The organism is Falcatimonas sp. MSJ-15 (assembly GCF_018918265.1).
Taxonomy (GTDB): Bacteria; Bacillota; Clostridia; order Lachnospirales; family Lachnospiraceae; genus Falcatimonas.
The window spans coordinates 272,107-284,523 of the sequence record NZ_JAHLQC010000003.1 but is presented as its reverse complement, the minus strand read 5'-3'; the positions used below and the strand labels follow the sequence as shown (position 1 = coordinate 284,523).

The following is a 12,417-nucleotide window of genomic DNA, read 5'->3' as shown; positions in this document are numbered from 1 at the left end:
GAAACAAAGTGGGTTGTAGAAGCTGTTAATAAAGCTAAAAGGGTAAGAAATGTTAACAAACCGTTAATTATGCATTCAGATCGTGGCAGACAATATACGGCTAAAGATTATGAAGAAGCGACAACAGGAATGACACTAAGTTATTCGAAGAAAGCATATCCATGGGATAATGCTTGTATTGAATCTTTCCATTCATTACTTAAAAGAGAGTGGATAAATAGATTCAAAATAATAGATTATAATCATGCATATAAACTTGTTTTTGAATATATAGAAGCGTTTTACAATACAGTAAGAATTCACAGTCATTGTGATTATGCATCACCTAATGATTACGAAAAGAAATATTGGATAAAACTAAGACAAATGGAAATAAATGTGGCATAAAACAGATTATTGAGGTGAAAAGTTCACGTTTAACTTGTACTTTTTCTTGACATAGGACCAAGGCTTTGTTTCTGATCGACAATGCTACCTATCTTCATATCCAGTCCTGTGACAGCGGCTGGGATTATACCCTTTACGATGCCGCATCCATGAAAGAGCTGGATGGAGGTCAGCTGGATATGCCAGAGCTTTCCTGCATGAAGGCAGTTCTTCAGATTTGTGATGATAACGATTTGAGCAGCAATTCAGTAAAGTATGCGCCCCTGCCTATGATTGAAACCTTGCAAGACGCTGCCTATCAGCAGATGCAGGCAGAGGTCAGTCAGATGACTGCTTCTTCTCAGCTGCCGGAAGCACAAGAGCAGGCGCTGGATGAATACCCCATGCCTGATGAGCAGGTATCTGCACCGGATATGCAGGAATACGGCTACTTCTATGATGGGATGCTCCCTGTCACCAGAGAACGGGCGCTGGAACTGGATGCCGCTGGTTTGACTGTCTATGTACTGCATGAGGACAATACGGAGAGTATGGTATTTGACTCGCAGGAAATCATGGATCATGGCGGCCTTTTCGGTGTGGACCGTGAGGAATGGGAGAAAAGCCCTCAGTTCCACGAAAAGGTCATGGAGCGCCAGGAACATCAGCAGGAACGGGAACAGGTATTTCTTGCTCAGAACAGAGATTGCTTTGCCATCTATCAGGTGAGCCGTGACGATCCACAGAATGTACGCTTTATGAATTTGGACTGGTTAAAGTCCCATGCCATTTCCATAGACCGCAGCAATTATGACCTCATTTACACAGCTCCTCTGAGGGAGTCTGGCACGGTATCGGAGCAGCTGGAAAAACTATATGAGCAGTTTAATCTGCAAAAGCCGGCGGATTTTCACAGTCCTTCTATGAGTGTTAGTGACATCGTTGCGATCAAGCAGGACGGTAAGGTATCCTGTCATTACTGTGACAGTGTTGGTTTTACCCAGAACCCCGGATTCCTGCCGGAAAATCCGCTGAAAAATGCGGAGATGACCGTGGAGGACGATTACGGCATGATCGACGGTATCATCAACAATGGCGCAAAAGAGCCTACGGTGGCAGAGCTGGAACAGCAGGCCCGCAGCGGTCAGCCCATTTCCCTAATGGATCTGGCTACCGCTGCCCATCGGGAGGAACGGGAAAAGAAAAAGTCCGTCATGGAGCAGCTGAAAAGCCAGCCCAAGGCAGAACACAAAAAGACAGCACTCAAAAAGAGTGCGGAAAGGGAGATTTGATATGGGAAACTTCACTTTTGAGGAAATGAACCTGTTGTGCATTTATAATACCGGCAGCCGCGCAGGGGTGATTGAAAGCCTGAATGAGATGCGTGGTGAACTTTCGGCAGAGGAAACAGAGCTGATGGAGCTGACAGACAGTACCCTCCGCAAGCTTCAGGCCATGACGGATGATGAATTTGCGGAATTGGAATTGTACCCGGATTTTGATGAGTGAGGATAATTTTGTAGTGATCTTATATGTAGCGAGAAAACATTTCATTTATTATGCAATTATTTGGACTGATTCTTAAATGTTATTTTGGAGGAAGCCTCCTGTTCTTTTGAGATTAAATAGAGTATAATGATGTTGAAGAAAAAATGAGCATTTAAGGAGACAAGCCATGAAAAACGATATTACAATTAAAAATAGTAGTATGGATGTTTATGATTATTGCGAAAAGAATGGAATTAGTTTAGCAAAAATAGAAGAAAATGAATTTGTTGCTGTGCCGGCTTCTTATGAACAAGGTCATTTTTTTGCACAAGAAACAATAGATTTTTTGAAATTTTGCAGAGAAAATGACAGCAATCATAAATATGACATTCTTTCTGATGGTGATATTACAGTTAGATCACTTCACTCTTTTGATATTTGGATGCCAATCATATTTATTGCTCAAAGTGTATTGCTTCCTTTTGCCATCAATATGGTTAGCAATTATATCTGGGAGAAAATGAAAGGGCGAGAGACGGAGAATGCAGAGGTTGATATGACCTTTATTGTAAAAAATGGTAAGAAAGAAAAGTCTATTCATTATAAGGGGGATGCAAAAACATTTAAGGAATCTTTTGAAAAAATAGATCTTAATAAGATGTGGGAGGAATAATGCTAAAAAGTTTTGAAAGTCATTGTGAATTAGAAGAAGTAAGAATAGTATGCAATAAATTATGTTCTTTAAAGAAAAGGATTGAGAAAGGAAATTTTAGTGATCCATTTAAAGAATATAAGGATTGCGATAATATTTTTGATAGTATAAAGGCGAAAGCCATAGACATAGGGGATGAATCATTAGCTAATGCCCAAATGATTTATAGACATTATTTCAAATTCTTTTCGACATTCGCCAGCTATCATTTGAGTTTAATAGAAAACAGATACAAAAACTCATGGGATATTTTGCAAGACTGTTTAGATGAAGCAAAGATAGTAGGAGAATTTGTTGATATTAAAGACAGAAAAGAAATTCCGGAAATTGTTGCTATATTACTGCAATACGAAAAATTATATCCATACAGAGTTTTTGCGAGTAGCGAATATATTGTTTCCAAATCGCATTGTAGTATATGTGGTAAGTCAATGCAGAGCTTGTCTTGTCCCCATAGAAAAGGAAAACTATATTGGGGCGATTTTGCAATAGAAATGATTGATGAAATTAAAGAATTGCAAGCGGTTTGCCTGGTTAGCCATCCAGAAGATAAAAGATGTATTATTGAGCTACAAGAGGATAGGGATATACCAGAGAAAGAAAAGTTCAAGAAATTGGACGAATTTGTAAAATTAAAAATAAATCCACTTCAAAATTTTGAAATAGAAACGAAAATTGAGCAACGAAGGGATACAAAAATTCAGAAAGCAAACAGAAATGATTTATGTCCCTGTGGGAGTGGGAAAAAGTTTAAGAGGTGTTGCATAAATAGAATGTATTATAACCATGAGAGAAATATTATTTCGCCTTTATGCAAAGTTCAACTAATAATACAAGATAGTAAAAATGAATAATTATCGTTTGATAGAGTAACGGTATCACTGAGCAGGAGATCTTTTGAGGTCCCCTGCTTTTCTTTGCTCAAAACTGAAAGGAGGACAGAACACTATGCCAACCAAATCCGAAATGTATGCACAGATGGCCGAACAAGTGGCAACGCAACTCACTGGGAGCTGGCAGGAATGGGCAGAGTACGATTTGTGGAATGAAAAGATGGGCCGGTATGTAAGGCGCGGCTCCAAGGGAATCGCTCTGGTGGACGATTCCGGGGACAGACCCCGCCTGCGCTATGTTTTTGATATTTCCGACACCGGAACCCGTGAACATTCCCGCACTCCCTGGCTGTGGCAGCTGGAGGAGCGCCATTTGGATTCGGTGCAGGCCATGCTTGAGCGCACCTATGATGTTTCCGGTGATGACCTTGCCGGACAGCTCACCGAGGTAGCCGGGAAACTGGCTGAGGAATACTGGGCGGAGCATCAGCAGGGATTAAAATTTTCGGATTGCAAACACGCTGACAGTACGGCTTTTTTCTCGGTTGACTGTAAGTTTCAGCCTCTCCTCAAGATATTTTGTACTGCTTTCCAAGAATCTCTCTGATGCTCGCTTGCTCTTTGCAAGAAGCACGATGTCATCTGCATATCTTATGCATGAAACACCTCTTTTCAAGAATTCTTGGTCAAACTCAGTTCATAGTCTTGACCTCCTGAATCCGGTCAAAAAAGTGTAGTACTAAACTTTTTTGACTGTGTATAGTATAAGACTATTATTGCAGATGATTGCAGCAAGTTAAAGGGACTTGCTATGGAGCATTTACTCTAAAAATGGGCAGAATAAAACCTCCAAATCTTTTGGGGACTTGGAAGCTTGATTCCGGACATTTCGTTTGTAAATAATTACATTCGAATTATTTTCTCATTGTAGTTCCGCATAATAAATCTGTGTCTTTTTATGTATTACACATTCACTATGATGTTTAGACCCCTCTGGAGCTTTTGTCCATTCCCCTGCAATAATAATAGGTTCAATGTGCAATGACTTATACAATTTGCTTTTTTGAGATTTATACAAAGCCTCTTCTTCAAATCGTATTTTTACCCAACTGTTCAATCCTTTATTATTCAATGGATAATTTAGAGTAATAGATTTTTCTGCATCTGTAAAATAATAAAAAGAGGTTTCAACAATCTTAAATCCTTCAATGCCATTGGAATATTTCTGATAATTGTCCTTATCTGCAAATATATCATCAATCAGTACTCTATTGTATCTTTCACGCTTATCTTTTGATATACACATTGCATATAATATAGGCAAGGTATGTATTCTCAATCGCCTATGGCCTCCAACAACTCCTTTTCTAGATCCAGTATCTCCTCTATCAATTGTTTGAACGGTATGATTTCTACCTAACATGCTTTCAAAAGCAAAATTTATATCAAATAACGCTTCATCGTATGTATCTGGATTAAATACTATAGAATTCTTTATACATTTTGCACTAATATGATCTTGTTTCTTCCTGCTCCTGAAATAAGCCTCTTCTGTTCCTGCTTTGCACAATATCATTTCAGCATTACAGTATTCCGTGCAACATAAGAATTTTACATTCCTATTTTCAATCCCAACTTTGTTTGCATCAACCGGACTTCCTTTTTTGTTATGCATGTAAGCTCTATTTGGCATAATGTACCTCCTTATTATTACCACTAAATAGACATTTTATAAATGCCATAACCCATTGATTTCACTGGGTTTTTGTTATTAATTTATATAAATTTTCTCTCCAAAAGTGGTAAAATAAAGGTAGCAACTCCAACATATTTCACTAACCTAAGGAGGAGAAAATTTACGACTACTAAATACCATCAGATTTCTTTTAACGACATTTTTTCAGACTGTCAAAACAAACTCATCGACGATTCTCCGTCTTTTTTCTCTATGCTTTCAGAACCTGTGGATCTTGATGAGTTTATACCACTAGAGTTTCAGTCTGCTTTTTATCTGTCTATCGCCAGGACCCACATCTATCCCTTTCACGGCTTTCTTTCTGCTTCATTCTTCAAAAAATTTTTTCCATTCCAACAGACTCATTACTTCTCCAACTGTATCTACATAGTATCCTCGACACCCAAAATGGCAATTTTCATACTTGTATTTCAAGTTCGCGTACCTTTCAAATATCATCAATGTACTCTTTCCTTTCAGATATCCCACAAAACTTGAAACACTCCTACTTGGTGGTATTTCTACCAACATATAAATGGTATATTTTTCAGTGCCCTCCCGTAATGGTCGGGAGGGTTATTTTTATTTACTCCAAGGTAAAAATTCCGAAATAAAATCTGGTATCTGATTAACATTAAGTATCCATGAAACCACTATTATTATGGCAATAATCAAGCATGCAATATTCAGTGCTTTGACATTGAATAGTCTTGCGTTTTTTTCGTTTATAGTAAAAATGAATTTAACCAAAATATAAATCACATTAATAAGAACAAACGCCAAAAAGTCAACAACCAGCAACAATCGAAAAACACTAACCGCAGAAATATTCTGCAAAACCGATGTTGAGAATGTAATTCCCCCAACAAAAGCAAGTACAATAGAAGCGAAAATACCAAGTATGGAGATGTATTCTTTTTCAACGCCTTTTATCTGTTTTTGCAAGTTTTCTTTCGCTTCTTCTATGCTATCTGCAAAAATGTTATTGACATTTTCCATCTGATGTAATGCTAGTTGAAAATGATCATAGATTTTTACAATCATTTTTTTACAGTCTTCATCTACCGAATTATCATCATCAAGAGAATATAACAATAGTTTTTCTAAATTTGTAGCAAAAACTCCTCGTTGAGACATTTCTAACGAATAAACATAATTGCTGATTTCCGAATAAAGAATCCTGTCCAACTTATTTGTTGATGTTATATATGATGCGATATTCTCAACCGTTTTCTGCGGATCGTACTTCTGAGTATTCATGGATAATGCTTTGCAAATTCCATTGATTTTTCTTTTAGTGTTATTAAATTTTTTTGATTGCTCTAATGACATTGTTGTATTGTCAGTCGTCCGGAGCAATACATCTAAATTGTCATCAGCCATTAAAATACTCCCTTATTGCATTAATTGTAATCTCGTTATTTTGATATGGAACATGAGCATCAATCCATGGCGACTGTCTATGGGTTAATGATACAAGATCTGTTGCTGAATAATCTGCAAATTTGTCTACAACTTTTTCTATAAGAGCTTTGTCTTCATCTGTAATCGTAGTGTCCTCAAACTCAACCCTTTTAGCATTCCATATATCATTTTCATCAAATATAATGTATGATTCTATTGTAGGTATATCTCCACTTCCGTACTGCTTATATTCATGGTAAGCTTCTGGAACAACAGGTCCAAAATCCCATGCTTCTATCTTCTCATCAAAACAAGGAGTGTGGTCTTTCTTTTTTGTTAAAAAATAAGCTTGGATAAAATAAAGTACTTTCTGAAGTTTTAAATTTGAAATTCCATAGTCATGTTCATTGCTATAATTAATTACATGACGACACACGTCTAAAACTTTATAGCTCATCATCTCGACCTCCTTCCTCTGTAAATGTATATTATATCACAATCACTAAGTTTTTGGTGAACTTTTTGAAAATTTTTTCTGTTATCTATTCCACTGCCAAGTCTGCCCCTTAGTGTCGAGTGGCTTAAACTGCGGTCGGCTCTGACAACAATCCTAGTGCCACAACCCATAACATCTAATCCACAGCCTAAACCCTACCGCTATTCTCCGGTTACTCATTTTTCTCCGGCCAGACTGAAAAATAGATATGTTTCCATACAAGAAAACCGAGCTTTCCGCAAGGCTTCTCTGATAATACCAACCTTACAAAAAGCCCGGAAATATGCCACTTTTCAGCACTTGATTTTATTTCCTTGACAGCAAACATACCGTCTCAACGGTATTACCTTTTTCCCACAAGAGCCGCCTTACCTCTTGTCCATCACGATATATCGGAAAATTAAACTCTATCGACTTCAAAGGCATCTCTGACTCTCCATTAGGATATATCTGAATTTCCTTTATTAGATAAGTTATAAGGCTTTTCTTTTCCTCGTCACTTATTATATCATAGAGCTTTCCGAAATTCAGCATAAGCTTGTAAATATTGTCCATAGTGATTGCTTCCATTTCGATAGAATTTCTTCTCAGCTTTGCATCTTCAATCCGTTCTTCCAACTCGACAATCGTATCATACAATCCATCAAGCCTTAATGTCATGTCGTGGATTTTTCTTTCTCTAAAACGAGCATCAATAGGCAGATTATCAATCTCTCGCTCCAGACGGGCTTTATTCAAATCTACTTCTTTCAGCTTGCTCTCATAATTGGCAAGTTCCTTATCAATAGCAGTGGTATCGGTCTGTACGCCCATACGCTTTTCTATCTCTTTTGCAAAATATTTATCACTTACCAATTCTTTAACAGCTTCAATTACAAGTGGTTCAATGTCTGTTTTTCTAAGCGATGCCTTGTAATCACAATGATGCCCTCGCTCCTGCTTGTTCCTACCGCAGATATAATAGTAAACTTCTTTGTATGTGCCATCTTTATTCGTCCACGCATGTTTATTCGTATACATTGAGCTTCCACAAAGAGGACACTTTAATATTCCCGTCAACAGATGTGACCTGTCCTTACCTATTTTGGACGGCTGCTTAATTCCTGTTGCCATACGTTTTGTGTGAGCTTTTTGCCATAATTCTTCGCTAACTATTCCTTCGTGTTGTCCATCTTCCAGAATATAATCATCTGTATGAACCTGCTTATATTCATTTTTTGTGCCTTTTACCTTTTCTCGTGTTCTTCTGCCATAAGCAATCTTACCACAATAAACAGGATTATCTAATATCAACCTTATGAAATGGCTGCTCCATGTTTCTAACGTTCCATTCTGACGAGGTATCTTTTTTATTCCTTGCAGATTAAGATATTTTGCTACTCCGCCAAGCCCTACGTCTGAATTGGCAAACTTATCAAATATGATTCGGATTGCTTCAGCTTCGGTTTCTTCTATTAGGAGCTGATTGTCTTTCAGATAATATCCATACGGAGCAAAACCGCCGTTCCAACCTCCCTGTCTTGCTTTTTCTCTGCGTCCGTTCATTGTCTGTTCAATGATATTTTCTCTTTCAATTTCTGCAACCGCAGATAATACAGAAATTAAAAGTTTTCCGCTTGTCTGTGATGAGTCAATACCTTCCTCAATACAAATAAGATTTATTCCATACGACTGTACAAACTCCAATGAATTTAGAATATCTGCTGCGTTTCTTCCAAATCGTGAAAGTTTATAGACCAGAATATAATCTATCTCCAATCCGTTCTTTATATCGGAAAGCATCTTCTTAAAAGCAGGTCTCCCCTCAATAGATTTCCCCGATTTACCTGCATCTTCATATATACCAACAATCTCCATTTCCTCTCTGTCAGCAAATCGTTTCAGGCTATTCTTCTGCCCTTCAAGGCTATATCCGTCCACCTGCATTTCAGTACTTACTCTCGGATATAAGACACATTTCTTTCCTTCTCTGTTCATCGTACCACCTCCATAAATTTATAGGGAAATGTGATATGTAAGGCTGCGTAACCTACGCAGCACAATCCAATTCCTGCAAAACAGTCTTTCCGTATTTTTCAACTATCTGCACCATAACATTGATAAAAGAATTGAATATTTCGGTTTCATCTTTCAACTGTTCGTTTTTCAGTTCTGTATTTTGAATAAAATTTTCATTTCCCATAAACGAATACCTCCGTTAAAGCTAAAACGGCTGTACCTCTAAATTATAGAAATACAGCCGCCATTTTACCAATGTGCAAATATATCCCTCATACCTGCTTTACACATTTTTTCATATTTTTTTAAGTGCAACACTAATAGCAAGAGCCTTGTCAACTCTTGCCATTATGCTATTGGGCATCATTCCCATATACTGTTTTAACCTCTGCTTATCAATCGTCCGTATCTGCTCAAGCAGGATAACAGAGTCCTTGTCAAGCCCTTCATAATCACTTACTGGGGTATGTGTTGGCAACTTTGCTTTTGTGTGTACTCGGCTCGTAATCGCTGCAATGATTACCGTCGGGCTGTGCTTGTTTCCTATATCATTGGAAATGATAAGTACAGGTCTTGTGCCGCCTTGTTCTGAGCCAATAACGGGGTTAAGCTCTGCATAGTAAATGTCGCCACGCTTAATAATTCTTTCCATTGTGTTTTACCTCCCATCTGGATTCAGGCAGATTAGTTCTGCCTATGTAGGCAGCCAAACAAAAGGAAGTATTTAAGGTCAGAAGAATATTATCAATATCTCTGTTCTTATGACCACCTTTCGTTTGGCTGATATGATAGGAGCATTTCAATTTGTCCTCGACACCCCGAAATGCTATGGGAAGTCGCCAAACGGTCAGCTGCGAACTGGCGCCACGGGAGTTCCACCCCAACTGTCGTTCTGACAGAGCCGCCCTCATTGCCTGCGACGTTTTTTTCACGCTCGGACTGTGACTGGACGGGAGTATCATTATCCTCTTTGTGGGTTATGGCGAAATCGGGAGCTGCCCGATATTTTGAGTCGGTAAAGATAGGCTCACCACCTTTCAATCGCTCGCTGCCGCTTGGCAGGTCGTGGCGTACCGCTGCACACGCTTATGCTCATCACAATCACAAAGAGAAAGTATTTGGCGAATGGGTATTCGGTTGTCAAGGAGCTATCCTGTTTTCGCCACACAAAGGGAAACAGGGTAAGAGTTTTTTTGTCCTCTCACCCTGTAGCCCGTGGGAATATTCAATTTTCCCCTCTACTCAAAAAACTTTTTTAATTTTTCTTTGAGCCTATCCATTCTTCTGTAAATAGCTTTTTCAGTAATATCCAGATACACCGCAATTTCACGGGTTGAATATCCTTGTATCTTCATCAAAGCAATCTGCAATGTAAGCCTGTCCACCTTAATCAAAACTTGATAGAGGTGCTGATTTTCGATACTGTCCAGAAAATCCGCAACCGTTTTGACTTCGGGTTGTGTAGTATCTTCAGCAAGCTCGTCAAGATATGTACCTGTTTCCTGCACTCGCTGATAATACTGTCTGTCTGAATTAAAAATCGCCCAATCGTGAACACGGAGCTTTTCTATATCGTCCTCATTAACCTCCAAGCTCCGTAACTGCTTTTCCTCGGCTTCTTTCCAGAGCCGCCATTTCTTTTCTTCTCTGGCTTTGTTGTAAGCCATAATGTGTACCTCCAATCTGAATTTTTTTGAAAAATTTCAGATTGAGGTGGGCTACGACAGCCAGCGCCAAAAGCAGGCTTCTCCTGCGTTCTGATAAAAAGCGATAAACAAAAAGCCGCAAAGGTACTAAGACCTCTACGGCAATACGCATAATTATCTCTATAATATAGATATATGATTTCTACTTGGAAAGTAGAAAAGTGCCACGAGCAAGCAAGGCTTTTTTTAACAAGTTATCCTCACTTGTGCGTGACACTATGTAAATAGCTGCTGCTTCTGATAAGCAGCGTGGTTGGATTTGCCCAACACATAAAAATCCCTCCAAACTCAAAACGGGTTTAGAGGGAAGATAAGTTTTTATTAGGGCATGATAAATCCGCCCACCAAAAGCACCGTTTTTTTTATTCGGTGGGCTTATCCAACCTATTCTGTATAAAGAAAGAGCCAATGAACTGCAAGTTACCTCGCAAATTCATCGGCTCTGCGTCTGTGCGTCTGGCTCTTTGATGACGGTTACTTGTAAATTCTCGACTTCAATTAAAGTTTCCTGTCTACATTTCGGGCAGTAAAGAGGATAGTTTTTCAAAACTGTGTCTTCTCTGATTTTGTTTCGGGTTTTGTTCCCACAAAGAGGACATAAAATCCATTGGGAATTTATACTCAGCATATTATCCTCGCCTTATAAGGTCATGTAACCGATTATCTGTAACAAATTTCTTTTTTCTGGGGTCACCCTCTGCACGATAGATTACTAAGCTGTCTAAATCAAATATTGAACTCCAAACTGTTTCAAAATCTGGCTCATCATCATATTGGCACATAAACCCATAATCACCTTTTAAGAGATGTTCGGTAGTTTCAATGTATTCATCTTTTATGCGTTCCGAAGAAAAGCTGTCTAATACTGTCCTGTAACGCCTGTGCGAGTCATAATCATTTCCTTTTGCATCGTCATATGGTTTCATCTCATCAGATGTAAAACTATTAACAGTACAAACAATACTGCCATTTTCAAAAGTTTCTGCCGCCCGAACTTTTTTGAGAATTGGCGTACATTCAACCACTACCATATTGCCTTTTTTATCTGCAAGTAAAATATTGCAGTTAGAAGATACTGGCAAGCCCATAAGAAGGGAAACCGCCTGTTCGGTATTATCTGCCTTTTCAAGCAAATATCTTACAATAAAGCAAGAATTGAAACCTGCTTTTATCTTTTCAAGGTCGGTCATTACAAAAGTCATTGCTACAGCAAGTCCGTGTTCATTCACTCCTTCTTCGCCGTTAATGAAAGAGGAAGTAGTGATATTGAACCTGTTTCCATTTTTCGGTGCATAGATTTCACTTTTGCTTCCTTCACGCAGATAAGGTGGTAAGTCATTATTTCTACCGTATATTGTTCTGCCATTGCTTGAATATGCAAAAGCAGTACAGCCCCTAACCTCAACGGGGATGTTGTTCTCCAAGTTATACATACAGCAGCCCATACACAACATCTAAGAAATGAAGTGTAGATAATCTGTGCCAATGGCGTCACTTACGCCTCTTACTTCCTCACATATCTCTGGGAAAAACTTTCTTAAAATTTCTTCGCTTTGTTTCCCGTGTTCCAATTGAAAATTATCCAACTGGAGTGGAAAGGAAATATGAGCTTTTTGAAATATGTTTCCTCTTTTTACGCCCATCTGATAATGGTCGCCTTTTAATCTTAAATGATACAT

General features: G+C 38.4%; 15 protein-coding genes and 3 pseudogenes. 6 read left to right on the top strand and 12 right to left on the bottom strand.

Features of this window, described 5'->3' with window-relative positions; all coding sequences use genetic code 11:
* The 6 genes and pseudogenes from KQI85_RS03640 to KQI85_RS16895 all read left to right on the top strand — a co-directional run.
* Positions 1–387: integrase core domain-containing protein (locus KQI85_RS03640; RefSeq protein WP_216574718.1), on the top strand; the 387-nt coding region annotated here is incomplete at its 5' end.
* 50 nt (positions 388–437) lie between these two features.
* Positions 438–1,658, top strand: a pseudogene (locus tag KQI85_RS03635) (YodL domain-containing protein); the annotation flags it as partial.
* Position 1,659: 1 nt separating this feature from the next.
* Positions 1,660–1,875: a transposon-transfer assisting family protein gene (locus KQI85_RS03630; protein ID WP_216574717.1), complete on the top strand. Its 216-nt coding sequence runs from the start codon at positions 1,660–1,662 to the stop codon at positions 1,873–1,875.
* A gap of 166 nt (positions 1,876–2,041) precedes the next feature.
* Complete coding sequence (locus KQI85_RS03625; protein WP_173816612.1) at positions 2,042–2,527, top strand: hypothetical protein; 486 nt, start codon at positions 2,042–2,044, stop codon at positions 2,525–2,527.
* Positions 2,527–3,420, top strand: a complete 894-nt coding sequence (locus KQI85_RS16900; protein WP_173816613.1) for an SEC-C metal-binding domain-containing protein — start codon at positions 2,527–2,529, stop codon at positions 3,418–3,420. Before KQI85_RS03625 ends, KQI85_RS16900 begins: the two co-directional genes overlap by 1 nt.
* A 94-nt stretch (positions 3,421–3,514) precedes the next feature.
* Positions 3,515–3,892: pseudogene (locus tag KQI85_RS16895) on the top strand (hypothetical protein); the annotation flags it as partial.
* Between the two features lie 3 nt (positions 3,893–3,895).
* Here the strand turns inward: KQI85_RS16895 and KQI85_RS03615 are convergent.
* From KQI85_RS03615 to KQI85_RS16465, 12 genes and pseudogenes are all read right to left on the bottom strand, one after another.
* On the bottom strand, positions 3,896–4,033 hold the full coding sequence (locus KQI85_RS03615; protein WP_371820539.1) for a hypothetical protein: 138 nt from the start codon (positions 4,031–4,033) through the stop codon (positions 3,896–3,898).
* Positions 4,034–4,321: 288 nt separating this feature from the next.
* Entirely contained in the window at positions 4,322–5,092 is a 771-nt protein-coding gene (locus KQI85_RS03610; RefSeq protein ID WP_216574716.1) for a hypothetical protein, read from the bottom strand.
* A gap of 393 nt (positions 5,093–5,485) precedes the next feature.
* Positions 5,486–5,671, bottom strand: a pseudogene (locus KQI85_RS03605) (transposase); the annotation flags it as partial.
* A gap of 45 nt (positions 5,672–5,716) precedes the next feature.
* Positions 5,717–6,517: a hypothetical protein gene (locus tag KQI85_RS03600; RefSeq protein ID WP_216574715.1), complete on the bottom strand. Its 801-nt coding sequence runs from the start codon at positions 6,515–6,517 to the stop codon at positions 5,717–5,719.
* On the bottom strand, positions 6,510–6,998 hold the full coding sequence (locus tag KQI85_RS03595; protein ID WP_253293728.1) for a Panacea domain-containing protein: 489 nt from the start codon (positions 6,996–6,998) through the stop codon (positions 6,510–6,512). Before KQI85_RS03595 ends, KQI85_RS03600 begins: the two co-directional genes overlap by 8 nt.
* A gap of 342 nt (positions 6,999–7,340) precedes the next feature.
* A complete protein-coding gene (locus KQI85_RS03590; protein WP_216574714.1) occupies positions 7,341–9,011 on the bottom strand; it encodes a recombinase family protein in 1,671 nt (556 codons plus the stop codon).
* 52 nt (positions 9,012–9,063) lie between these two features.
* Positions 9,064–9,216: a hypothetical protein gene (locus KQI85_RS03585; protein ID WP_015522582.1), complete on the bottom strand. Its 153-nt coding sequence runs from the start codon at positions 9,214–9,216 to the stop codon at positions 9,064–9,066.
* 111 nt (positions 9,217–9,327) lie between these two features.
* Positions 9,328–9,684 (bottom strand): type II toxin-antitoxin system PemK/MazF family toxin, encoded by a 357-nt coding sequence (locus KQI85_RS03580; protein WP_216574713.1) that lies wholly within the window; start codon positions 9,682–9,684, stop codon positions 9,328–9,330.
* 586 nt (positions 9,685–10,270) lie between these two features.
* The gene (locus KQI85_RS03575; RefSeq protein ID WP_216574712.1) at positions 10,271–10,699 is read right to left on the bottom strand and encodes an ECF-type sigma factor; all 429 of its coding nucleotides are present in this window, start codon (positions 10,697–10,699) and stop codon (positions 10,271–10,273) included.
* 472 nt (positions 10,700–11,171) lie between these two features.
* Positions 11,172–11,366, bottom strand: a complete 195-nt coding sequence (locus KQI85_RS03570) for a cysteine-rich KTR domain-containing protein (RefSeq protein WP_081703188.1) — start codon at positions 11,364–11,366, stop codon at positions 11,172–11,174.
* A 1-nt stretch (position 11,367) separates the two neighbouring features.
* Positions 11,368–12,171 (bottom strand): C45 family peptidase, encoded by an 804-nt coding sequence (locus tag KQI85_RS03565; protein WP_253293727.1) that lies wholly within the window; start codon positions 12,169–12,171, stop codon positions 11,368–11,370.
* A gap of 21 nt (positions 12,172–12,192) precedes the next feature.
* On the bottom strand, positions 12,193–12,417 hold the full coding sequence (locus KQI85_RS16465) for a hypothetical protein (protein ID WP_253293726.1): 225 nt from the start codon (positions 12,415–12,417) through the stop codon (positions 12,193–12,195).